This is a genomic window from Pseudomonas sp. Irchel 3A5, from assembly GCF_900187575.1.
GTDB classification, from domain to species: Bacteria; Pseudomonadota; Gammaproteobacteria; order Pseudomonadales; family Pseudomonadaceae; genus Aquipseudomonas; species Aquipseudomonas folii.
In genome coordinates this window covers 1-24,345 of sequence record NZ_FYDU01000013.1, presented here as the reverse complement: position 1 = coordinate 24,345, position 24,345 = coordinate 1, and the positions used below count along the sequence as shown (strand labels likewise).

The following is a 24,345-nucleotide window of genomic DNA, read 5'->3' as shown; positions in this document are numbered from 1 at the left end:
TGAACGCCCACGCTCCTGTCGACAGGCCTAAATGCTCAATGTCACACCCAAGTGTTGATCCACTGTTGCTGCATCAACACTTGCAGGCAAATCGCAGGCAAAAAAATCCCCGCGATCAACCGATGCGGGGACGTTTGTTGTGGGTATCAGTTTCTGAAAGCAGCGCCTGTCTGAATGACGTTGGCCGAGCCGAGTAACTGGCTGACGAAACGGCTCCAGCGAGTGATGTCCGCCGGGCCGACGAATATGACGTCCTGGGCCTGGAGTTCAAACTCCTTGGCCAGCAGGTAAGCCGTCGGTTTTTTCGCCAGCAGGTGATAAACCGTAGAACGCGCATTGGCCTGATTTTCGGCCCCACGGATCACGTAGACGGCGTCACCGTCGGCGCTTTCCGGATTCAGTCCGCCGGAATTTCCCAGGGCTTCGAGCAATGTGACGCTGGTGGTGCCAAAGGAAATGACCTGCGGGCGCTGGACTTCGCCCAGCACGTAGATCTTGTTCTTGGAGTTGCTGTTCAAGTGCAGATAGTCGCCGTCTTTAAGGAAGATCTTGCTCAATTGCGAGTCTTTGCGGTTCAGCGCGTCGACGTCGATCACGTAATCCTTGCCGTCGCGGCGCAAGGTCAGACCCGCAAGGTTGGCGTCGGCCAGATCAAGGCCAGCGGTGCTGATGGCCTGTACCAGACTCAACGGGATGTTGGTGATGGGCTGCGGGCCGGGGCTTTTGAATGAACCCGAGAGCAGGATGCGCTGGCTGTTGTAACGCAACACTTTGACGTCAACCTTGACCTCGGTGTACTGGGGCGACAACCCCATGCGCAGTTGTTCGCGGATCTGCCCGACGGTTTTGCCACCCGCCTGGATTCTGCCCACGTAAGGGAAATAGAGCGTGCCATCGCTCAATACTTCCCGGCTGTTGGCGTCGAGTTGGTCCTGTGAGCCAGGCGCGGTCAACTCAGGGTGTTCAAACACAATGACCAGCAACGTGTCGCCGGGGCCGACGATGTATTCAGGCGTTTTGTAATTGAGCAGTTCGACAGGCAACGGCCTGGAGCTGGCGGCGGCTTGTTGTTTTTGCTGCTTGAGGGTTTGCGGGGTGATCTGTACCAACTGAACATCCGGACCGTCCGGATCTTTTGCTTCAACATCTCCTGGGGTCATGTGCTGCCCGGGTGCAAAAGCACAGCCTTGCAAAATCAGACTGGAGAGCAGCACAACAGCTAGGGTTAGCTTCATATATTGTTCCTTCCTAAAGGTGCGTTGGCACCACAGTGATTTCATTGCTTCCCTTACCAACACCGAGTGTTACGGGTCTTTTTTGATGGATGCACGCACCTCCTCCAGCGCCTCTCGGGCCGGGTTTTCATGTATTGAGAAAGGTTTTTCGAAGGGCAGAACTAGAAGGCGTTCTTGTGCAGAAAGCCTTTGAACAGGGTCAGCAGAATGATTTTCAGGTCCAGCCACAGCGACCAGCGTTCGATGTATTCCAGGTCGTATTCGACGCGCTTCTGCATCTTGTCCAGGGTGTCGGTTTCGCCACGCCAGCCGTTGATCTGCGCCCAGCCGGTAATGCCCGGTTTGACTTTGTGCCGCAACATGTAGCCGCTGACCTGCCTGCGGTATTGCTCGTTATGCGCGACAGCGTGAGGACGCGGGCCGACGATGGACATGTCGCCACGTAATACATTGAAGAACTGCGGCAGTTCGTCCAGCGAGGTACGCCGCAGGAACGCGCCCAACGGCGTGACGCGTGCATCGTTGCGGGTCGCCTGGTTCACCACCTCGCCGTTTTCCTGAACGCTCATGCTGCGGAATTTCCAGACCATGATCGGTCGGCCATCCAGCCCGTAACGGCGTTGGCGAAACAGCACCGGCCCGGGCGAGGTCAGCTTGATCGCGACGGCAATCAGCAGCAGGGGCAGGGCGATCATGCTCAGGATCACGCAGGACAACACAATGTCCTCGACACGTTTCACCAGGCTCCAGGCACCGTCCATGGGGGAGTCGAAAATGCTGATACTCGCCAGACCGTTGATGCTTTCGCTACGGGCATGCAGCAGCTCGAACATGAACACGTCCGGAATCAGGTACACCGAAGCGGTGGTGTCGCTGAGCCCTTTGACCAGCTCCTGAACATGGGGCTGGGCGGTGAGTGCCAGGGTGATGTAAACCTTGTCGATCCGGCCTTCGCGAGCGTCGTCGATCAACTGCTCCAGATCACCCAGTATTCTGATGTCGGTTGCGATGTCGGGACCGGTTTCGAGCCCTTTATTCGAGGGTTTCGGCAGGTCATAAAAGCCCAACACACGCAGGCCCATCCAGGGCGCGCTGGAGATCGACTTGGCAAGCCGTACGCCAACCTGCCCGGTCCCGACAATTGCCACGCGCCGGGTATTGAATCCGCGTCGCCGCAAGCCGTGCAGTACGCTGCGAATCAGCAGGCGATAGCCGCAGAGCACCGCCAGCACTGAAGCGAACCAGGCCATCTGGGCGTTATCCGGCATGTCGGCATGGTTGAGCAGCAGGTAGTCCATGGACAACAAAACCACAAAGGTCAGCGCCCAGTAATTGAACACTTTGATCAGCTCACGCAGGATTCGCTCGCCACGCCACGAGCCATACATCTGGTGATATTCACTGAGCCAGTGGAAGACCAGCACTGCCAGCAGGATCTGAATCCAGGCCTCGGCGCTTGATGCACCGGGACTCAGCTGGCTCTGCCAGTAGCCGCCCAACACAATGACCGTCAGATCGAGCAGGCGGTGGGCAACCGATAACAAGGATTGATGCGCGTGAAGAATGCCGGGAACGGGATTACGCATGGCAGTGCTCGCTCAGACGGATTTGATCGGAATGACCCGGGCGGTCTGTTCGTTGCTGACCAGAATCGGGGACGCCTGAAGCGTTCTGTGCCGGGCGGGCTGACGTGCCAGGCGTGTTGCTGCGAGGCGGCTTTCGACAAAGCTCTTCATTTCATCTTCGAAGCGTTGCGCGCCAAACCGCTCGGCGTTGGCGCGGCAGGCCTGGGCACTGATACGGGGTTGCGCTGCTTCGAATTCGCCGACCGCGGCCACCAGTGACGACACTGTCTGTTGGTCGTAGAACACGCCGGTCGGCTGCGGATGGTCCAGGCCGCAGACGGTCTCCAGGACGCCGCCTTTGCCAAAGGCAATCACCGGCGTACCGCAGGCCTGTGCTTCGACCGGGCTGATGCCAAAATCTTCTTCGGCGGCGAAAACAAAGGCTTTGGCATTGCGCATGTGTTCCAGCAACACCGCGAACGGCTGAAAACCCAACAGCGTGACGTTGGGCGCATGAATCAGCTTTGCCTTGGCCATTTCCGGGCCGTCCCCGATCACGATCAGGCGTTTGTCCGGCATCGCCGCAAACGCTTCGATAATCATCGGCATGCGTTTGTAAGGCACCATGCGCGAGGCGGTGAAGTAGTAATCCTGTTTGCTGTCTTGCGGGGTGAAGTTCACGGTATCCACTGGCGGGTAAATGACTGTGGATTCCCGGCGGTAGGCTTTTGAAATGCGCCCGCCGATGAAGTGCGAGTTGGCCACGAAGTCGTCGACGCCGGAGGAGGTGCGCTGATCCCACATGCGGATGTAATGCAGGATCATCCGCGCCACTTTGCTTCTGAAACCGCTGCTCATGCCCGACTCCAGCAAGTACTGGTGTTGCAGGTCCCAGGCGTAGCGGATCGGCGAGTGCACGTAGCTGACATGCAATTGATCCGGGCCGCTGAGCACACCTTTGGCCACGGCGTGGCTGCTGCTGATGATCAGGTCGTAACCCGAGAGGTCCAGTTGCTCAATGGCCAGCGGCATCAGCGGCAGGTAACGCTGGTAGTGTGTTCTGGCCTTTGGCAAACGCTGGATAAAGGTGGTCTTGGCTACTTTGCCTTGCAAGTGGGCGCGGTCCTGATCGCTGAGAAAGTCGATTACTGAAAACAGATCGGCCTGAGGCCAGATATTGATCAGTGATGCCAATACGCGTTCGGCACCGGCATACGTCACCAGCCAGTCGTGGACTATTGCGATTCTCATTGAGGTTCCCTTCTGTATGCACAGGCTCTACATCAGGCGCGGGCGGGCTGCGTCTTGGCGTGGCGGTTGTTGAGGCGTTTGCCCCACTGGATAAATGGCGTTTCGATGCAGCGGAAGGACAAATGGGCGATGCCCAGGGTGAGTACGGTTGCCAGCACGGCGTCGTATAGCGGTGGTAATTGCAGGCCGCGCAGCAGGTACTCGGCCAGCATCAGCATCGACGGATGCAGCAGGTACAGCGAGTAACTGACGCTGCCGAGCCAGACCAGCAGCGGGTGATCAAAGCGGGCACGACTGGTCAGCAACAGAAAGCTGATGATCGCCAGAGCGTAGGTGAACAGGTAGCGTCCTCCCGCTTCTCCTTCAATCACGTTTTCGCCGTAGGCCAACAGCAACGTGGGCGGTAATAACAGCAGGTAAGCACTCAGCATCACGACCAGACATCGAGTCAGTTGGCGGCTGTGTTCAGCAAGCAACCATTGACGCCAGATCGAGCCAAAGAACATCAATGACAGCGCCAGCGGCAGAGCCACGGGGACTTTGCGCTCGGTGAGTTCGCGGGCCACGGCCAGTAGCAGACCCAGCACGAGCATGCCCAGCGCACAGCGGGTCCGCACGCCGACGTCATAGAGCTTGCCACTGAGAAACAGCGCCAGACACAGGCCGTAGAACACCAGTTCGATGAACAGCGTCCAGTACAGGCCGATCACGTCATCGAAACCCATCAGCGCCTGGACCATGCTTATGTTGGCGACGACTTGCGGCCAGGGCGGAAACAGTCCGCCGGACAGTTGCAGCAGGGCCAGATACACCAGCAATGACAGCCAGTAAGCCGGATACAAGCGCATGAACCGCGAAATCACAAAACGCCGGGCACCCTCGGGACCGGGACGCAGGCTGAACGGGATGACCACGCCGCTGATCATGAAGAACCACAGCACGCCGAGTTTGCCGACATCCAGCAGTTCGCGAAGCAGCCAGACGTCGCCCAGCAGCGGGGCATAGAGGTGAGTGAACACCACCAGCAATGCCGCGATGCCGCGCAGGGCATCAAGATAAGCCAGGCGTTTCATGTCAAGACTTGCCCGAAGTGGATTCAACGGCTTGCGGCAGCGGGTCGGACAGCGGATTGATTTGCGTCAATGCGTCGATGCGCCGGGAAACGTGGCGAGCCGACTCCTCCCAGGAAAAGCGTTCGACATTGCGCAGCCCGCGACGGCGTAACGCCTGGCGCAACGGTTCGTCCGTGAGAATGCGCTCCATGGCCGAGGCTATGTGTGACACGTCCAGCGGGTCGAAATACAGCGCGCTGGCCTGCAATACTTCCGGAATGGACGCCGCATTGGCGGCCAGCACCGGGCAACTGCAAGCCTGGGCCTCCAGTGGCGGAATCCCGAAGCCTTCATACAGCGATGGAAAGACAAATGCCGTTGCGCCCTGATATTGCTCGATCAGTTCGGCATCGCTGAGACGCCCGAGAAAGCGGATGCGCGGGTCACGGCAGGCCAGACGTTGCAGTTCCGGCGCGGCGAAGATTTCGCTGGCAGCACCGACGATGTGTAATTGCAGGTTGTCATGGCCGCGCAAGGTCAGGAATGCCTGAATCATCCGGTTGAAGTTCTTGTGCGCACTCGGTGAGGACACGGCCAGCAAATAGCGAGAGTTATCAGCGGGTGCGACGCCGGGGCGAAAGGCATCGCTGGTTGCATTGGGCACGACGAAAATACGCTGTTCCGGGTAGCCGTAGAATCGGGCTATTTCGCCTCGTGAAAAATTGCTGACAGTGAGCAGCGACTTGAGTCGCCATAAAAGAATCGGCGTCACGGTGCGGTAAACCGCGCGGAACATTAGCGAGTAGCTTTGTGGGTGGCGCACGTAATTGATGTCGTGGTGCGTAGCGATCTGATTGGCGTAAAACATGGGCGCCGTACTGGACAGCGAAACCAGCAGCGGCCGCCCGTGGCGCGTCAGGTACAGCGGCAAATCCACCTGCTCCCAGAGGTGACCGCTGTTGCGGCCGATGCACTGCACGTCCAATGCCCTGGCGCTTTCGCTCATTTTTATGCCATGGGGAGCGACGAAAACCAGATCGTTGCGCAACTGCTTGAGCGCCAGGCATATCTGCTCGGCAAAACGCTGAACCCCACGCATTTCCTGGGTAAGAAAACGGGCATTGATCACAATCATGGGCGAAGGTCTCTGCGCAGAATGGGGGAGGAGTGGCAGGTTTGCTCTACATGCTGGCCCCGTAGGACCGGCTTTAGCCGGGAGGGCGTCAGGCCGAGGCGGTGTGTCAGGATGAACGCTTCGCAGCCTTCGGCAGCTCCTGCAGGAAACATGTATTGACGGGAGCTGTGTATCACTGAGCAAACAGCGGCGGCTTGCTGCCCAGCCGGATGATTTTCGGGAACTCGTTGAGGGGCACCTGGGCTGAGCAGCGGCTGTCGTTACAGCTCCAGGGGATTGCGGTGTCCTGTTGACCTCGTTCCGGTTGGCCGCTGTCGGTCAGCAATACGTTGCCGGCCTGGACGCTGCTCGCATCAACCGCAATCGAGCGCGGCTGCCCGGTGCTCCAGGCCACCAGAATCTGCTCCGCTCCTTTGGCAAATCGCAGCAGGTAGACGCTATCCAGCTCCCGACTTTTTTCTGCGTCGTAACGGTAGTCGTGCAGAAACGGGCTGATGGCTTTCAGGGTCAGATATGACGGCTTGACCGACAGGTCCTGATTGAGCAACCCGAAATTCTGTTCCGGGTCGCCGGGATCCTGGCCGTCGTCGAGCAAGTCGTACCACCACAGGCCCTTGATGTCCGGCACAGTCTGGGCCAGGAAAAAACTGCGGGCCAGCCAGGCCGCCTGGGTCTGCTCGCTGACGCCGCATTTGCCGGTATTGCTCGGCCAGCCCATTTCGGTCAGGTAAAGCGGAACAGGTCGCGCGACCAGAGCCCTGAGGTCGGCATCGATCCAGCGTAACCAGGCAATCCAGCGTTCCGGGGTTTGCCGCCCCTCCTGACGACAATGCACATAGGGATGCAGTGACAAGCCATCCACATGATCGAGCAATCCGGCCGCCACCAAACGGTCGGCAAACCCCAGGTCCATCCCCTGGCTGGTCACTGCACCGGCCAGAATCTTCAGCGGTTTTTTTTGTTGTCGCAATGTGCTGGCGGTTTTTTCGATCAGGCTGCTGTAGTCCCGGGCGAGATTTTCATCCACCGGGTTCTCTTTGTCCCACTCATTCCATATCTCGTAAAAGTTGACGCTGTCGACCAGTTCGCGGCTGACGAAGTTGACGTAATTGTCGAAGCCTTCCCTGATCGGCGAATGACGCGGTTTGGCGTAGTTGCCGTAGTTCGGGTTGCCATAGCCCAGCACCAGCAGGGGGCTTAGTTTGTGCTCCCTGGCCTTGCTCAGATAAGCCCGCCAGGGAGGGTCGATCTGCAACTGGCCGCGATGGGATTCGGCGATCGACCAATAGGCATCATCGCGAATCGAGTCGACGCCAGCAGCTTCGAGCAGTTGCAATGCTTTGGCCGAAGGGCCGCTTTTGTTCATCAAATGAGTGGCGACACCAATGATGAAACGTTCGTCTGCTCCGGCAGGGCAGCTCAATAACAGGCCCAGGAGCAACATTTTCAGTGGCTTTCTTGACCGGATTCGTGACGGCTTGCGCATGTTTTGTCTCAATGAAGAGGCACGGTCCGGAGCGCTGGAGTCCCGGCTCGGGTTAGTCACGGGCCGATGGGTGACACTGCTGGCTGGATCAGACGTTGTGTTTCAGGTCAGGCGTGATACGCAAGGCTTCATATGGCGCGACTCAGTGTCCAGCAAGGTCTGTTCGAGAATGCTTTCGTAACTGTCGAGCATCAATTGCAGGTCTGTCAGCGACCCGACACTGATTCGGGCCTGGGCGCTCAATCGGGCCAGCAGGTCAGGTTGCTGATGCAATTTGAGCATCGCCACACCCAGTGAATCCGGATCGTCGGGGCTGCATAACAAACCGTTGAGCTGATCCTGAATGATCTCCGGCAGCCCACCCATGCGACTGGCTATCACGGGCACCGACCAGGAGCAGGCCTCAACGGCGACCATGCCGAAGGGCTCGTTCCAGATCGACGGCACGATGGCCACGTCGATTTGCTTGTAGAAATCTTCGGGAGCCTGATAGCCGACGAAACTAATCCTGGGCGACTGAGCCAGTGCCTTGAAGCGCTCTTCATCGTCAAGCTGGCCACGGCCGGCAATCTGCAACGTGGCGTCGATGGGCAGTTGCTGAAATTGCTCGATCAGCCAGCGCAACCCTTTGGGCTCGGACAATGTGCCCATGTAGCCGAAGCGCAACGGTGCAGGTCCGGCCAATGTTGCTTCTGCGCTTTCATGCTTGATCGGTATCACCGGGCAGGGGCTGGCGTTGTGCACCACGTAGCCACGGGCTCCTTTGAAATAACCCTGGGCTTGCAGTGTGTCGAGCATGAAGCGGCTGACGCCGACGACTGTGTTGACTTGCGCCGAGCGTGCATCGTGGCCCTTGCGAAAGCGTTCGCAGCGACCACATTGGTTCTTGCAGCTTTGACCTTTACTGAACATGGTGCTGCCGGGACACAGCAGGTAGAGATCATGCAGCACCTGAACGATGGGCAATCCCGCAGCGGTGATCTCGTCCCAGGCTGAAACCGACCAGCCGGTGAGGTTGTGGCAAACCACCAGATCCGGTTTTTCCAGGGCAATCACTTGTTTCACGTAATCGCGCATACCCGAGTTGTAGCGGTCTCGCAGGTGCCAGCCCAGCCGCGCCAGTTTACCGGGGCGCTGGGCATTGAAGTGCCAGTAGAAATTACGCAGTCCGGCGCGGTAAACCTTGATCAGATTGACGGTCTCTTCGACCAGCCCTGACTGTGGGCCGGTGGCAAGTACTGCCACCTGATAGCCTCGTTGCTGCAAGCCTTCCACCGTGCGTTGCAGGATGATTTCCGCGCCGCCGCCAATGTCCGGGGCATACAGGCTGCTGATGAACAGGGCCTTCATAGCGGATACGACTTGTGCAGGCCCAACACACCGGACTCGCCATCGGCGATGGCTTGTTCGATCAGGCTCAAGCGCTGTTCGGCACCGCGCCGTTTGGCAATCAGCCGCAACAGACGAAAGAACACCCAGCGATTGAAGCCGTAGAGCCATTCCGACGAGGCCCAGACGTTCTTGTCGAACCAAGCCTGATTACGGGCGCCGTAATACGCCCGAAGATCGGAGCCGCCCAGTAGAAAACTCTCATAGATATTGCTGGTGCGCGCTTTGATGTTCCATGAGTCTTCAAGATCATCCAGCAGCGCATCCGGCACCAGAAAAATGCGTCCGCCCGCGGCGGTAATGCGCCAGGTGTATTCGCTGTCGTCGGCGTACAGCATCAACGCATCCAGGGGCAGGCCGATACGCTGGTACAGGCTGCGATGGGCAAGCAAACCGCCGTAAGTGGCGAAGGGCAGTTGCACCGTTTCGATCTTTTTGTATTTGCCTTGTGGATGGCCCCATGGCAAGCGTCGCCAGATTTTGTAAGGCAGTTGCGCGATGTGAAAGCCGAAGAAGCTTGAGCGCCGCTGGATAGCAAAACGCCGCGGAACACCGGCCGCGATGTCAGCCTGATGAGTAGGGCGAAAGCCCAGCACGGCGGCCTTGTCCTTACCATCGATAGCCTGGCGCTGACCCAGGCTTTGATGCAGGGTCGCGATGGCATTGATCGTCGGTGCGTTGTCGTCATCCATCAGCCAGATGTATTCCGCGCCAGCGTCCAACGCGGCTTGAATGCCCACTGAGTAGCCTTTGGCAGAACCGGTATTGCTCTGCAGGTAAATCACTTCCACCTGACCCGGCCAGATTGCGCACAGATTTTCCAGCGGCGCGACCGAGGCATTGCTGACGATGATCACCCGATTGATCAGCGGACTTTCCAACGATCGGCTGACCAGCGTATGCAGATAGTTGTAGCGATCGCCATAGGTCAGCGTCACCAGCGTTGTAAGTTGGGTCATGGTGAGGTTCCGGTAAAAGAGATCAGAGAGCTGGATGGCGCGATCTTGTGGCTGCCGATTGACCTGTGCAGCGATTCACACTGTGGGACCGGCTTTAGCCGGGAAGTGGCCGATACAGTCACAACATTTCTATCGTCGGAAATATCGCCTTCCCGGCTAAAGCCGGTCCCACGTCACCTTGCAGTCATGCAAATAATTCCCCGCAGGGGTCTCATTTCAAATCAGGAAACAAGGCGTCAGTTCAAGCATCAGACCCGCGCCTCCATCCGCAGCAAGCTACTGATAGGCAGCACCACTTTCTGTTCGCGCTGCAGCAGGTTGAGCAGGATGACGGCGCGTTCAGTGCCGTCGCAGGCAAGGAATATCGCTTCGATATCGCACAACTCGCCCGCCTTGATCAGCACGTGTTCACCGCGCTTGAACTCGGCCTTCGGCGGGGGAGTGCTCAGGCGCAGTCGAATCTGGCCGATCAGCTCATCCTGCACCGGAATCGGATGGCCTCCAAACGTCACGATTCTGGCAACGCCCCGCGTGGAGCGGATCGGGTACCAGTTGTCATTGATCTGGTCCATGCGAATGAACAGATAGCCGGGGAATAACTCTTCTTCATTCATCGGTCGGGTGCTGCGCTTGGTCGCGGCACCCGGCTTGAGCGGGCGGTAGCACTCGAAGTTCTGACGCTGCAAGTGTTCCTCGGCGCGTGCTTCCTGGCGGGGTTTGGTCTGAATCAGATACCAGCGGGCGGGGCTATCGAAAGACATGGCAATCACTCCGCAGCAGCGTGGGAAGGCAGGATGTTTGGCAGCTTGGTGTCGGGATTGCGGCCGTCATCGCAGACGCTGTAGCAGGCGAACATTGCCTGGACCTGTTCGACGCAGTTGAACATCAGCACATCGATGATCGACAGGCTCGGCACGAAAGGCTGATTGAATTGCCGATAGACAACCGGGTCCATCTTGAAGAAACGGATCAGCAGGCCCTGACGCGCGAAGTGGTCGCGGTCGTAAAGTTCGGCTCCACCGATGGGGTTGAGAAACGTAGTGGCGGCCAGGGTTCGCGAGATATTGATCACGCGATCCTGCTTGTCGAGGCAGGACACCAGTTTGATCTCCGAGCCGCGCAGAATGGGCGTGACGATATGCAGGTAGGCGCACAGCTCGCGAATCGCGTGCTCGGTGTACAACGCGAGGTTTTGTTGCGGGAAGCGGATCAAGCGCTCCACCAGAGGCATGATCTGATCGAAATACGGAGCCTTGCGATAACTCTGGCTAATCAGATTGACCAGCCGATCGGCTTCCCCGCTGAAGTTGTCGCACAATTGGCGTTTCATGATCGGCAGATCGAAGCTGTCTTTCTTCAACGGGAAGGTAATGAGCTTTGCTTCGCCGTTGTGCAGAATGCGATTGCGATTGACCCACCCGGAGCGAATGTATTGCAGATTGTCGCCGAGGACGAACACGTCCGCCGCTGCAATCAACTGAAAGTAGCCTAGGTAGGGGAATAGATAGGGCTGCATCATTGCAATAGTCCGTGCCATATGTAACTCCTTGAGCGAGCGGGGAAAGAGGAGAGCGACCGAAGCTACTTGCGGACCGGGCTGTAGTTGTAGCCGTAAGCGGCGCAGTCATAGTCAGCGGTGGACGCCTTGCGCAGGACGCCGTTGAAGATCGCGCCTTTGATCAGTACGCCGTTCTGGCCAAGGCGACGCTTGCAGGCTTCGATCTCTTTAACAGTGGTCAGGCCGAAGCGGGTCACCAGCAGGCAAGTGCCCGCCTGACGTCCGACCAGGGTGGCGTCGGTGACGGCCAGGATAGGTGGCGTGTCCACTAGAATCAGGTCATAGAGCGGAGAAAGCTCAGCCAGCATTTTGTTGAAGTTGTCATGCATCAACAGCTCCGAAGGGTTCGGCGCGGCAAAGCCGCAAGCCATCACGTCCAGATTGCGCACTTCGGTGTGGTTGATAGCGTCCGCGCTCTTCACGCGAGCGGCCAGGGTGTCGGATAGACCGTGTTTGGGGTTCAGGCCGAAGATCTTGTGCTGATAGCCTTTGCGCATGTCGGCGTCGATCAACAGCACGCGCCTTCCAGCCTGGGCAATGATCACCGCCAGATTGCTGGAGACGAAAGATTTGCCTGCACCGGGCGACGGGCTGGAAATCATCAGGACGTTGTTACGCGCCTCAAGCATCGCGAAGTGCAGGCTGGTACGCAGGCTGCGCAAGGATTCGATGGCCAGTTCGGTCGGCGCGGAAACACTCAGCAGTTTCGATTCCTTGCTGCGCCCCTGAGTGCTCTTTTCCAGTCGATCCTGCTGGCGCGAGTAGGGTAGCGATGCGTAAACCGGCATGCCGATGTTTTCGATGATCTCCGGGTTTTCCACGCCACGATAAAACGCCTGGCGCACGAACACGGTGCCGACGGCCACCACGACACCCAGCAGGGCGGCGAGGAGCACGATGAGTTTTTTCATCGGTTTGACCGGCTGTTCGACGTTGGCGTCGGCGTTGTCGATGATCCTCACGTTGCCGATGCTGCCCGCACGCAGGATGTCTTGCTCCTGGCTCTTGTTGAGCATCAGCGTGTAGGTCTGGCTGGTGACCTGCATGTCGCGGGTCAGGCGCAACAGTTCCTGCTGGGTTACGGGCAGCGCTTCGATCTTCTTCAGCAAGCCCTGTTTCTGCGCTTCCAGCTGGCCCATCTGGTTCATCAGGCCGCGATAGGTTGGGTGTTCGCGGGTGTACAGCCGCTCGATCTCGACGCGCTTGAGCTTGAGCTCCGAGAGCATCGAGTCCAGCTTGACTACCTGATCCAGAATGCCTTTGGTTTCGATGCTCAGGTCCACGGACTTGGCGCTGGTCTGAAAGTCGTTCAGGGCCATTTCCGACTCTTCCAGTTGCTTGCGCACTGCTGGCAGTTGCGAGCGCAGAAACTCAAGACGTTGTGCGGCCTCAGCCGAGCTGCGCTCAACGTTCTGGCGCACATAGAGGCGGCTGACTTCGTTGAGAATGTGGTTGGCTTTTTCCGGATCGGGGTCCTGGATGGCCAGGTAGATGATCCCGGAGTCCTTGCCCGCTTCGGTGATTTTCAAGCGGTCCTGATAAATCAGTGCAGCCGTCAGCGTGCGCAGTTTAGCGACGATGAATTCGGTGCCCGGTCGTGCATTGAGCGTAGCCACCTGTATTTTCGCGCCCTTGCCCTCGACGGTCTGGTTGATGGCGCCGCTCAGGATCAACGTACGATCTTCGTCGTACAGGGAAAAGAAGCCCGGCTTGCCCGCTACCAGAATCAGGCTCTCGCCCAGCAGCCCTTCCGGCACCTCAAGTTGAAACACGTCAATCTTTTCCCCGCCCCAGGCATAGGCTGTCTGGCCGAACAATGGCTCCGCCAGTGCATTGGGTGTCTCCTGCTTGAACGTGCGATTCAAATAAGGGCCAATCACCGGGAACAGTTTCGGAAGCTGCACGATGTTGAGTTTCAGGTCTTCGACGACTTTGCCCAGAACCGCACGGGATTTGATCAGCTCGATCTCAGTCGTGGCCTGGGACACCGACATGGGTTTGCCGGACACTTCCGGGGTGCCCTCGATGCCGATTTTTTTCGGCTCGATCTGAATCATTGCGTTGGCCTGGTAGATCGGTGTCGAAAGCACCGCATACGCCACGCCCGCCAGACCGAAGAGCCCGACGATCAGAATGATCAGGCGCTTGTGGTCGAATAATGTGCGCAAGATAGTTGCCAGATCGATCCGGGAGTCCTGGTAGTAGTCCAGGGAAGAGCGGTTCATAGCGGTCATTTATCTTGTTTCTCCTGACTGAAGAAAAGGTAGCCAGTCGTCGACGCATCTCGAGAGCTGCTCGTAGGTCTTTTCAAAGGCTAATTGGGGTTGCCGGTAGGGGTCGGCGATTTCCAGCTGGTGCTGCCATTTGCCAATCAGAAACGTTTTGCCACGCACTTCGGGAGCCAGCTTCAACACGCTGTTCAGCTGCGAAGACTCCATCAGCAGAATCAGCTCGGCCCGATGCAACAGGGATCTGTCTATCTGACGGGCTTGATGCCGAGGTGCCGGGACTTTGTGCATTTGCAATACCGCTTGCGCCAGCGGGTCCATTGGCGAGCCGAGTACGGCGTGAGTCCCGGCGGAAGCCACCTGTACGTGTGGCGCAATACGTTGGAGCAACAGCGCCTCGGCCATGGGGCTGCGGCAGATGTTGCCAACGCATATCACCAGCACGTTACTGAACATGGCCTTTGCTGATTGAGGGCAGCAAACGCTTGCCAAGGTTGAAGCTCATGTTGCGCAGGGCCATTAGCAGTGCCTGGAATTTGTGCATGGGGCCGAGTGCCGACAGGGACAGGCAGAAGACCTGCTTCAGAAAATGTTCGTATAACGTCTGATTACCGATGCGATGGTAGTAGTTGGCCAGGCTGCTGCTGGTTTGCAGGCTCATGTGCAGCTTGCGTTTGTTGCTGCGCATGGAAAAGATTCCGCCCGGATGCACCCGATAGGCCGCCGGTTTGATCTCGGCCATGAACTTGCCTTTACCAAAGGCGCCCAACAGCGACCACCAGCACATGTCATTGAGCGGGGCGACGGGCATCAGTAGTTCGGGTGGCAGGGTGCTCAGCAGATTACGAAAGCACACCGTCAGGGTCGAAATGGGCCGTGCTTTTTGCAGGTCCAGCGCACTGGCATCGCTGCGCAGATTGCCTTTGAGCTGGATGCCTCGCAGGCCGTTTTTGTCGAAGGCCATGGCGTCGTGATAGGTCATCACGTAGTCCCGATTGGCCTCGAGGAAATCCACCTGGATCTGCAGTTTGTGTGGGTCGGTCCAATAGTCATCAGCCTCGCAATAGGCAATGTAGTGACCGCGCGCCTTGGCAAACAGGCCTGGCACACACGGTCGGCCATGCTGGAACTGGTTCACCTGCGCATAGAAGGGCCGGATGATGTGCGGGTAACGTTGGGTGTACTCGGCGATGATCCGTGCCGTGCCATCTGTAGAGGCATCATCATTGATCAGGATTTCGAAATTGAAGGTCGTCTGCTGTGCTAGAAAACTGTCCAGTGTCTGAGCGATAAAGGCTTCCTGGTTGTAGGCCGGGCACACAATGCTCAGTAATGGCGGTGCGCTCGGGTCAGTTTTTGTAATCTCATCCATGGCTCATGTACTCGGTTTGCTGAACAAAACGAAAATTTTGGCTGCCACCGGTTTGTAGCTGGCGGCGACGATCAGCAGGGTGATCAGGCCGCTGACTGCCAGGCCCAGAAACACACTGAGGCGATCATCTCCGGCGATCAGCAGGAACAAGGGTTCGCTGAGTGTCAGACCCACCGCTGTCATGACGCTGATACGTAAAATGTCTCGCAGCCATTGGCCATGGATGCCGGGCGCCAATCGGCGATGAACGATCATCGGCCAGATGGCGAACGACACCGCGCGCAGAAGAAACCAGGAGATAGCAGCGCCATAGGCGCCGTGGTAACGAATGGCGAAGAACATCACCGGGACGGTGACGAGGGCGGAAACCACGCTGTACCAGATATGCAGACTTATCTGCCCATAGGCGTACTGCAGGTAGAACTGGAAGGCGCTGACGGCCATGATCGCGCTGCCCAGGGAGTACCAGCACAGGATCTGATGGCTCCATTGCGCCGCGACCCAGTCGCCGGTCCAGGCAAAGATCAGGTACTTGCCATGCAAGCCGATCAGCGCTGCCAGCGGAAACAGAAACGTGCAGGCAAAGCGGTTTGCGGCCAGTAGCAGGCTGTGCATCTCGTTTTGACGACCCTCGGCTACCATGACCGTCATGCGCGGCAGCAGCGCCTGCACCAGTGGATTGGTAAGCATCATGATGCCGGTGGTGGTCAGGGTCACCAGCGAAAAATAACCGTATTGATCCAGTGGCAGCAGATCGGACAGCAACACCTTGTCCATCTGGGTCAGGACAATCCACAGCACTGACGTCAGGGTCATGCTGGCGGCAAACGGGATAATCGGCTTGACCAGTTGCCAATTGAACCCCGTGAAGAAGTGCGGGGTTGGCATTTGCTGGTAGGCCCGGGCAGCAAACATCAGGGTCTCGATCAGCCCGACCAGGACTTGAAATTTAAAGTAGTCCTCGGGGTCCTGAGAGTAGGTACTGACTAACACCAGGCCACCGAAATAGCGCAGGGTCGCGATGATGATGTTGGCGATATTCAGCCATGCGTGTTGTTCCAGGCCCTGAATGCCGCTTTTATACAGCGTCGCATACAGACGCAGACCAACCACCAGCCCCATCAGGCTGATGCAGTTAATCAGTGTCTCGGGCCGCAGGTCTTTAGCGTTGAGCCACTGCAAGGCAATCCACGGACTGCTCAGGTAAATACCGATGCAGCACAGCAGCGCCATTGGCAGGAAAATGATTTCGAATGACCGCAGCAACTGCCCAGAGCTGCGTTCGCGGGCAAGCGTACCCTGCTGGTGAGCGACGGCACGCACCAGGCTGGGTGACAAACCCGCATCGAGCAGCAGCAACCAGGTCTGCATCACGGCGAAGAACCCGATCAAACCATAAGCCTCGGCACCGAGGTGCCCGAGGTAGAACGGCATGATCAGAATTCCCACCAGCAAAACGTAGGCCTGGCCGACATAGTTGAGTGCGGTGTTACGAATGACCGAGCGACTCTGCGCCATGGCGATTAAATTGCCTGAGCGATGCGTGGGCTGCGGTAGTGCACGTTGCTCACGCTGCACTCTTCGATCAGTGTATTGATGACCTTTTCCTGATCGCTTTTCTGCAGGCCGGGATAGATCGGCAGACACAGCACCCGCTCGCTCAAGGCACGAGATTCGTGCTGAGGGATTTGCGGCTGTAGGTACTCAAGGGTGTCCAGCGACGGGTAGAAGTAACGACGTGGATTGATGTCTCGATGATTGAGTGCAGTGCGTACGCGCAGCAGTTGCTGCTCGTCGCGCAGGGCAATCGGGTAATAGCTGTGGTTCAGCTGGCTGTCCGCCTCGGTTTGCTGCAAGTCCAGGTAGTTCTCCAGCCGGGACGTATAGCGGTAAGCAATTTCAGCCCGCTCCTCGAGAATGTTCTCGATGTCATCCAGGATGCAAAGACCCATGGCTGCTGAAAATTCGTTGAGCTTGGCGTTGATGCCGATGCCGTCGATCTTGTCGACGTCCGAGATGCCGAAGTTGCAGAGCAGATAGGCACGTTTGGCGATTTCGTCATCATTGGTGATGATCGCGCCGCCCTCAATGGTGTGGAACAGTTTGGTGGCATGGAAGCTCAAGGTGCTGACGTCGCCCCAGTTGAGTACCGACTGACCCGCATGACGCACGGCAAAAGCATGCGCACCGTCATAGACCACTTTGAGTTTGTGCTTGAGCGCGATCTGTTGGATGCGTTCGACAGCGCAGGGGTTGCCGAATACATGGGTGCCGACAATGGCCGTTGTGTCGGCCTCGATGCGGCGTTCGATGTGGTCCGGCGAGATGTTCCAGGTGTCGGGGTCAATGTCGGCAAACAACGGCCGTATACCTTCCCACTGCAAAGAGCTGCTGGTGGCGACGAAACTGAACGGTGTAGTGACTGCGCTGCCACTCAGGTTCAGTGCACGATAAGCCACTTGCAATGCCAACGTGCCGTTATTGGTCAGGATGATGTGTTTAACGCCCAGATAGTCTTTGAGGCGAGCTTCCAGTTCACCCAGTAGAGGCCCGTGATTGGTCAGCCAGCCCCGGGCATAAATGCCTTCTACGTAAGTCTTGAACTTGCCGATATCGCCCAGGTAACTCTTGGTCACGTTGATCATCGAAGCCTCCATGTTTGACGTATAACGCAGGTGTCAGAGCGATTTGCCAGGTGTGACTTCCGTAGGTGCAGTGCCCGCTTTGATGCTGGCGCGTCGGGCGCGGCGTTGATTGATGTGCAGGATCAGCCGGGTAGTCAGGCTGCCTGCATGGGGGTCGCCGAAATGAAAGATCGCCGTCGCTCGGGTGATCTCGGGGCCGCAGGGCTTGTTGGCATGCAGGGTTCGGTAACCCCAGAACACGTAGATATCGCCGGGCTTGAGCGTCAGCGTTTCGGGCTTTAGCCAACCTCGCTGGATGGCCATGACCAGCAACTTGCGGCTGAAGGCGTTCTGCACCAGGGCTTTCTCAACCGCGTTGAACACCACGTTGTGCCGCACTTTGCGCAGGTTGGGGAACAGCATGAGATCACCGCGCTCGTCCCCTTCGACAGGGATGAACACCGGCACCAGCACCGTGACCAGGCTGGCGTCGAAATGAAAACAGTTGGATTCACGGCGGCCCTGGTTACCCTGAACACAGCGCAGTACCGGAAAAATTTTCGGACTGGCGGGGTCCATGCCAGTGGCCGAGCGATATAGGCTGGCCAGCATTTGCTGGAAGTCCGCAGACTCCCACAGCGATCGCAGCGGACTTTGCGACAGTAACTGCTCACCGTGGTGAGCAAAGTATTCACCCCGATGCAGCTTCGCCTGGGCTTCAGTATAGGTGCGCACCAGTTGCAGGTCGTTTGCGTCGAGCGCGCCGCTTATCTGGCTGAAGCCCTGAGCATCGATCTGCTCAGCGATTTGCTTTATCTGCGGCTGATCCATGGCAAATGAAGATGGCATCAATTCAATCCCTGATATTGAAGGTGAGTTCGTCCACGCTACCGCCCGAATCCATTGATCCATTACGTGGGAAGCCTGATTGCATTTCCGACTCAACACGTGGCGCAGATGTCCGGGCCACGCTACCGCCATCCCGACTGCTTTCAGCAGCCGGGTTATTTTCTGTTAATCAAAGGACGACCACCGGCGCTAAAGTGCGCCGTGCAGATAACTAACGTGAGGCATTTCAAGAAGTGTGTTGGCTCGATATTTCCCGCGCATTACTCTTTGGTAACGCTGCACTGACCAGGAAATGTCTGACATGCGTATATATCGTTCTTGCCAGGGTTTCTGTCAAATTATTTCGTCAACATTCTGTTAAGTTTTTGATAAGTGGTTTTCAAAATCTTATAACCTGTTGATTTATAAAGAGTCAAAAAAACATCGCGCGCACTGCTTCGGTGCGGCGACATTTTTTGGGCACTTTTACAGCCTCTTTAAACTAAGCGAAATAACGGGCGTTATCGCTTTTTTAGCGCCAGAAGTTCGGCGTTTAAAAACTGAGGTATATAAAAGCCTCAAGAGAAATTGTTGTATTATTCAAACGAGTGTAACTATCGGCGCTCAATCCTTTTGAATGTATCTGTAGCAAGATGGAATACCGTAAAGGTTACCGAGCGTAGGAATGGAGGTGCTTCGTCCAGTTGTGATGAGTCCTGCCATTGGGCATGGAACGTGCGTGAAGTATCATGAGCCTGCAGGAACAATGGTCTTTATATTTCTTTTTTGAATATATAAATAATAATTAATAATTTTTTGATCTATGCCGATTCATGCATGATGTCCTACAGGTTCAGTTCGAGCGTCGCAAAAATCGCGACTCGTATTACGCAAACAGTCCGGCGTTCCGGGCTGCGCATTTGAAGGTGGTTTGATGAAAAAACTTGCGCTGTATTTTGACTACGCGGCTACCACTCCCGTTGATGAGCGTGTCATAGAGGTCATGGTGCAATGCCTGGGCAGGTCCGGCACGTTCGGTAACCCGGCGTCCAATTCACATGCTTATGGCCGCGAGGCGCGCTCTGCCGTTGATATCGCGCGGCAGCAGGTTGCTGATCTGGTCGGTGCTCAGGCGGAGCAGATCATCTGGACTTCGGGTGCAACCGAGTCGAACAACCTGGCGCTCAAGGGCGTTGCACAGGGTTATGCCGAGCGCCACGGGCGCACCGCCGGACACATTATTACCAGCCAGATCGAACACAAGGCGATCCTCGATACCGCGCACCAGTTGCAGCTTACGGGTGTGGAGGTGACTTACCTGACGCCTGACGCAAATGGCCTGATCTCTCCCGAGGCCGTGGTTGCTGCTCTGCGTGAAGATACTTTTCTGGTGTCGTTGATGCTGGTCAACAACGAACTGGGCACGCTCAACGATGTTGCGCAAATCGGTCTGCATGTGCGCGAGCATGGGGCACTGTTCCATGTCGACGCTGCTCAAGGGGCTGGCAAGGTCAGGATTGATCTGACCGAGCTGGCGGTTGACCTGATGTCGTTCTCGGCGCACAAGATCTATGGTCCCAAAGGCATTGGTGCGTTGTACGTCGGCCCGCGAGCCGAACAGCGCGTTGAAGCGCAGATTCATGGTGGGGGACACGAAAGTGGCCTGCGCTCAGGCACACTGGCAACCCATCAGATTGCCGGTATGGGCTCGGCCTTTGCGCTGGCGCAGACATTATTTGCCGAAGAGACGGCTCATATTCAGCGCTTGAACGAGCTTTTATGTACACGGCTGGCCGATGTTGCCGGCTTGCGCATCAATGGCGACGTGGTTCAGCGCATTCCTCATACCTTGAGTCTGACGTTCGGCAACCACGATCTGGACATTGCGGTTCTGAGCCACGGTCTGGCGTTCTCTTCAACTTCTGCCTGCAACTCGGCAAAAAACACCCCGTCACATGTTTTGCTTGCGCTGGGTCACGATGCCAGGGCGGCCAGTCAAACCATTCGCCTGAGTCTCGGACGCTTCACTACTGAAGAAGAAATCGAGCGTGCGGCTTCGCTGATCAAGGCTGCGCAAGTACAGCCTGCGTTCTGGGCGGTTGCTCAGTCCTGATTGGTGCTCCATTATCTGCCCGCATGAGATTAATTTATCGGGTCAGCAGGAGAACCAATGAGTACGCAATCGAAACCCAGCGCAGCCGTCGCGCAACGTTTGGCGCAGACACGGGCCTTGATGAGCCGCGAGCGTATCGATGCTTATCTGGTGCCCTCCGCCGACCCGCATCTTTCCGAATACCTGCCAGGTTACTGGCAGGGACGACAGTGGTTGTCGGGTTTTCAGGGTTCAGTCGGAACGCTGATCGTTACTCAGGATTTCGCCGGACTATGGGCGGACAGCCGTTACTGGGAACAGGCCACTAAAGAGTTGGCTGGCAGCGGCATAGAACTGGTCAAGCTTCAGCCGGGACAACAAGGGCCCCTGGAGTGGCTGGCTGATCAGGCCAGGGCCGAGACGGTTGTGGCGGTCGATGGTGCCGTATTGGCGGTTGCATCCTCCCGGACTTTGGCGAGCAAGCTTTACGAGCGCGGCGCAAGGTTGCGTACCGATCTGGATTTGCTGACTGAGCTGTGGACAGACCGTCCAGCGTTGCCGGTCTGTCCGGTCTATGAGCACTTGCCGCCTCAGGCCTCTGTAAAGCGTGGGGATAAGCTCGCCCGTCTGCGTCAGGTCATTACCGAACGTGGTGCAGATTGGCATTTTATTGCAACGCTTGACGACATTGCCTGGCTGTTCAATCTGCGCGGATCGGATGTTTCCTACAATCCCGTGTTCATTTCCTTCGCTTTGATCGGGCCGAACAGCGTCAGTCTGTTTGTTGACTCGGACAAACTGAGTGCGGGCGTCCGCCTGAGTCTTGAGCAGGACGGCGTCACGATGCTGGAGTACACGCAGATTGGCGCAGCATTGCGCGAAGTGCCCAAGGATGCCCGCCTGCTGATAGATCCGGCTCGGGTGACCTGCGGACTGCTTGATTATCTGGACGCAGAAGTCACGCTGGTGGAGGGCCTTAACCCGACCACCTTGTTCAAATCCCAAAAAAGTGAAGCCGACACTGCGCATATCCGTCAGGCCATGGAGCAGGACGGCGCAGCGTTGTGCGAATTCTTCTGCTGGCTGGATTCTGCGTTGGGGCACGACGCTGTCAGTGAACTGACGGTCGATGAAAAGCTGGGGCAGGCGCGTCAGCGTCGTCCGGGTTACATCTCGCCCAGTTTTGCGACCATTGCCGGGTTCAATGGCAATGGAGCCATGCCGCACTATCGTGCCACTCCGGAGGAGTTCTCGCAGATCGAGGGGGACGGGCTGCTGCTCATTGACTCCGGTGGTCAATATCTCGGGGGCACGACTGACATCACGCGTATGGTTCCTGTCGGTACGCCAAGCGCCGAGCAGAAGCGTGATTGCACTCGAGTACTCAAAGGACTGATTGCCTTATCCCGTACGCACTTCCCTAAAGGCATCCTGTCGCCGTTGCTGGATGCAATCGCCCGGGCACCCATCTGGTCCGAAGGTGTGAACTACGGTCATGGCACTGGACATGGTGTCGGCTACTTTCTCAACGTCCATGAAGGACCCCAGGTTATTGCCTACCAGGCCCCGGCGACGCCCCAGACGGCCATGTTGCCAGGCATGATCACCTCAATTGAGCCGGGTACTTATCGCCCGGGTCGTTGGGGCGTTCGAATCGAAAATCTGGTGATCAATCGTGAGGCGCAGAGCACTGAGTTCGGCGACTTCCTCAGGTTCGAAACCCTGACCTTGTGTCCGATCGATACTCGATGCCTGGAGATCGGGTTGCTGACGCAGGAGGAGCGGGCATGGCTGAACGACTATCATGCCCAGGTGAATCAACGCTTGAGCCCACTGCTGCAAGGCGCAGCGCTCGAGTGGCTGCGGATGCGTACTGTCGCAGTCTGATCAGTTGAGGTTTATATGGCGGTGAATACAGCCGCCATATTTTCCGTTAGTCAGCGGTTTTTGCAGGCTTCTTGCAGATGATAATCATACTGCGGCTGGTGTAGCCGGCGGGGTTCAAGCCGAAAGGATAGTCACCAGGGTCTTCCAGGCCGTCGCCTGATTTGGCAATGACTCTGAAGTTTTTCGAAACGCAGGAGTCAGTCGCCACTTCATAGCATTTTTGCCACGAAGACGACAGGCCTGAGCAGTTGATATGAATCCCCCGCTTGGTTTGTTTGACGGGGGCCGAAGTAGCTGCGCAGCCTGTGATTATTAGTGTCGCCAGCGCTATAAAAATGTAATTCATTACCTTCCTTACTCTGGCCTTAGTTGAGCGCCAGTGCCCAGCCTGGATGCGGTTACTCACTCAGATGATTTGGCATTCTGCCGCAGCAGGAAAACGGCCGCGGCGTTGCCATGCCCTAAACATGGCTTAACATCGCTAAAAACGCCAGTGACATCTCATATTTGAGAAGGGGAGGCTCAGTCGGCAGGGACCAGCTGTGCGGTTTCACGCCGTGCTGTAAGCGTCGCGCCTGCGGAGGCCAGAATAATTGCGCCAATGGCCAGCCATTGAGTGAGGGTCAGGTTCTCGTGAAGAAAAAGCATGCCTGATAACGCTCCGAATGCTGGCTCCAGGCTGGCGAGGGTTCCGAATGTCCGGGTAGGCATTCGGGTCAGCGCGACCATTTCCAGGCTATAGGGGAGGGCGGTGGACAAGATGGCGACGCCGATGGCGGTAGGAATCAGACCAATATCGAAGAGCGCCCAGCCAGCATGCACAGCACCGATCGGTGCAATGAACAGGGCGGCAATGAGTACGCCCAGTGCTGCAGTCTGAATGCCGTTGTCTTCGCCCGCTTTCTGTCCGAACAGGATGTAGCCTGCCCAGCAGACCCCGGCACCCAGCGCATAAGCCACCCCGGTCATATCCAGGCTGGCGCTTTCTGTGCCGGTCGGGATAAGCAGCAATAATCCTGTTACGGCGAGCGCGATCCAGACGAAGTCGAGTGGCCTGCGTGAACCAAACAAAGCAACAGCCAGCGGCCCGGTGAACTCCAGGGCTACGGCAATCCCCAGCGGGACGCTGCGCAATGACATATAGAAGAGGAAGTTCATACCGCCCAGCGCTATGCCGTAGAACAGGACTGTTCGCAATGACTTCGCAGTGAATCTGGCACGCCACGGGCGGAGTACCAGCAGCAAAATGATGCTGGCGAAGATCAGCCTTAAAGAAGTCGTGCCCTGCGCGCCTACTAAAGGAAACAGCGTCTTCGCCATTGAGGCCCCGGTCTGGATGGATGCCATGGCAATAAGCAGTAGTCCGATAGGGAATAGCGTGTGGGAAAGAGGGCGCAGGTTGTTGCTCATCGGGAGGGTGTTCCAGTCAGCGGGCAGTTGGTTCAAAGGCTATATGATGCTTAAGAAGATCGCGTTGCGCAATATAATGCACAGGGCAAGGTGTTCTTCTTTATATAGGAAGGGCATTTATAGCTTTTTTGGAAAAACTGGAATCTGGGGGTTGACGGCCTCTCAGATCTCTCTATAATTCGCACCTCTTCTGGCGCAGGCAGAACGAAAAACTCCTTGATAATCAATGAGTTGGACGATTCAGTTGGCGCAGAAGAGGCTTCGATGAAGTTGA

General features: G+C 57.2%; 20 protein-coding genes. 2 read left to right on the top strand and 18 right to left on the bottom strand.

What is annotated here, in order from left to right; genetic code table 11:
- Window positions 1-146: 146 nt before the first annotated feature.
- The 16 genes from CKW31_RS20590 to CKW31_RS20515 all read right to left on the bottom strand — a co-directional run bounded on the left by CKW31_RS20590 (window position 147) and on the right by CKW31_RS20515 (window position 18,703).
- On the bottom strand, window positions 147-1,235 hold the full coding sequence (locus CKW31_RS20590; RefSeq protein WP_095099324.1) for a polysaccharide biosynthesis/export family protein: 1,089 nt from the start codon (window positions 1,233-1,235) through the stop codon (window positions 147-149).
- 161 nt (window positions 1,236-1,396) lie between these two features.
- Window positions 1,397-2,821, bottom strand: coding sequence for an undecaprenyl-phosphate glucose phosphotransferase (locus tag CKW31_RS20585; protein ID WP_095099322.1), 1,425 nt, complete (start codon window positions 2,819-2,821; stop codon window positions 1,397-1,399).
- A gap of 12 nt (window positions 2,822-2,833) precedes the next feature.
- Complete coding sequence (locus tag CKW31_RS20580; RefSeq protein ID WP_095099320.1) at window positions 2,834-4,051, bottom strand: glycosyltransferase family 4 protein; 1,218 nt, start codon at window positions 4,049-4,051, stop codon at window positions 2,834-2,836.
- A 32-nt stretch (window positions 4,052-4,083) separates the two neighbouring features.
- Window positions 4,084-5,124 carry an acyltransferase gene (locus CKW31_RS20575; RefSeq protein ID WP_095099318.1) on the bottom strand — a complete coding sequence of 347 codons (1,041 nt, stop codon included), beginning with the start codon at window positions 5,122-5,124 and terminating at the stop codon, window positions 4,084-4,086.
- A 1-nt stretch (window position 5,125) separates the two neighbouring features.
- Window positions 5,126-6,238 carry a glycosyltransferase family 1 protein gene (locus tag CKW31_RS20570; protein WP_095099315.1) on the bottom strand — a complete coding sequence of 371 codons (1,113 nt, stop codon included), beginning with the start codon at window positions 6,236-6,238 and terminating at the stop codon, window positions 5,126-5,128.
- 172 nt (window positions 6,239-6,410) lie between these two features.
- Complete coding sequence (locus tag CKW31_RS20565) at window positions 6,411-7,682, bottom strand: hypothetical protein (protein WP_256582681.1); 1,272 nt, start codon at window positions 7,680-7,682, stop codon at window positions 6,411-6,413.
- A 144-nt stretch (window positions 7,683-7,826) separates the two neighbouring features.
- Window positions 7,827-9,074, bottom strand: coding sequence for a glycosyltransferase family 4 protein (locus CKW31_RS20560; RefSeq protein WP_095099311.1), 1,248 nt, complete (start codon window positions 9,072-9,074; stop codon window positions 7,827-7,829).
- Window positions 9,071-10,072: a glycosyltransferase gene (locus tag CKW31_RS20555; protein WP_095099309.1), complete on the bottom strand. Its 1,002-nt coding sequence runs from the start codon at window positions 10,070-10,072 to the stop codon at window positions 9,071-9,073. Before CKW31_RS20555 ends, CKW31_RS20560 begins: the two co-directional genes overlap by 4 nt.
- 248 nt (window positions 10,073-10,320) lie before the next feature.
- Window positions 10,321-10,833: a transcription/translation regulatory transformer protein RfaH gene (rfaH, locus tag CKW31_RS20550; protein WP_095099306.1), complete on the bottom strand. Its 513-nt coding sequence runs from the start codon at window positions 10,831-10,833 to the stop codon at window positions 10,321-10,323.
- A 5-nt stretch (window positions 10,834-10,838) separates the two neighbouring features.
- The gene (locus tag CKW31_RS20545; protein WP_095099304.1) at window positions 10,839-11,609 is read right to left on the bottom strand and encodes a WbqC family protein; all 771 of its coding nucleotides are present in this window, start codon (window positions 11,607-11,609) and stop codon (window positions 10,839-10,841) included.
- A gap of 44 nt (window positions 11,610-11,653) precedes the next feature.
- The gene (locus tag CKW31_RS20540) at window positions 11,654-13,864 is read right to left on the bottom strand and encodes a polysaccharide biosynthesis tyrosine autokinase (RefSeq protein WP_095099302.1); all 2,211 of its coding nucleotides are present in this window, start codon (window positions 13,862-13,864) and stop codon (window positions 11,654-11,656) included.
- Window positions 13,865-14,314: a low molecular weight protein-tyrosine-phosphatase gene (locus CKW31_RS20535; protein WP_095099300.1), complete on the bottom strand. Its 450-nt coding sequence runs from the start codon at window positions 14,312-14,314 to the stop codon at window positions 13,865-13,867.
- Window positions 14,304-15,230: a glycosyltransferase gene (locus tag CKW31_RS20530; RefSeq protein WP_095099298.1), complete on the bottom strand. Its 927-nt coding sequence runs from the start codon at window positions 15,228-15,230 to the stop codon at window positions 14,304-14,306. The genes CKW31_RS20535 and CKW31_RS20530 overlap by 11 nt, the downstream gene beginning before the upstream one ends.
- Before the next feature lie 3 nt (window positions 15,231-15,233).
- A complete protein-coding gene (locus CKW31_RS20525; RefSeq protein ID WP_095099296.1) occupies window positions 15,234-16,748 on the bottom strand; it encodes a lipopolysaccharide biosynthesis protein in 1,515 nt (504 codons plus the stop codon).
- 5 nt (window positions 16,749-16,753) lie between these two features.
- Window positions 16,754-17,875, bottom strand: a complete 1,122-nt coding sequence (locus CKW31_RS20520; RefSeq protein ID WP_095099294.1) for a DegT/DnrJ/EryC1/StrS aminotransferase family protein — start codon at window positions 17,873-17,875, stop codon at window positions 16,754-16,756.
- A gap of 33 nt (window positions 17,876-17,908) precedes the next feature.
- The gene (locus CKW31_RS20515; RefSeq protein WP_095099292.1) at window positions 17,909-18,703 is read right to left on the bottom strand and encodes a hypothetical protein; all 795 of its coding nucleotides are present in this window, start codon (window positions 18,701-18,703) and stop codon (window positions 17,909-17,911) included.
- Between the two features lie 913 nt (window positions 18,704-19,616).
- Between CKW31_RS20515 and CKW31_RS20510 the strand changes: the two genes are divergently transcribed.
- Window positions 19,617-20,795 carry an aminotransferase class V-fold PLP-dependent enzyme gene (locus tag CKW31_RS20510; protein ID WP_095099290.1) on the top strand — a complete coding sequence of 393 codons (1,179 nt, stop codon included), beginning with the start codon at window positions 19,617-19,619 and terminating at the stop codon, window positions 20,793-20,795.
- 57 nt (window positions 20,796-20,852) lie between these two features.
- Window positions 20,853-22,661: an aminopeptidase P family protein gene (locus CKW31_RS20505; RefSeq protein WP_095099287.1), complete on the top strand. Its 1,809-nt coding sequence runs from the start codon at window positions 20,853-20,855 to the stop codon at window positions 22,659-22,661.
- A 46-nt stretch (window positions 22,662-22,707) separates the two neighbouring features.
- Here CKW31_RS20505 and CKW31_RS20500 read toward each other — a convergent pair whose 3' ends face one another.
- Window positions 22,708-23,007, bottom strand: a complete 300-nt coding sequence (locus CKW31_RS20500) for a hypothetical protein (RefSeq protein WP_095099284.1) — start codon at window positions 23,005-23,007, stop codon at window positions 22,708-22,710.
- A 176-nt stretch (window positions 23,008-23,183) separates the two neighbouring features.
- Window positions 23,184-24,071 (bottom strand): threonine/homoserine exporter RhtA, encoded by an 888-nt coding sequence (rhtA, locus tag CKW31_RS20495; protein WP_095099281.1) that lies wholly within the window; start codon window positions 24,069-24,071, stop codon window positions 23,184-23,186.
- Between the last annotated feature and the right edge of the window lie 274 nt (window positions 24,072-24,345).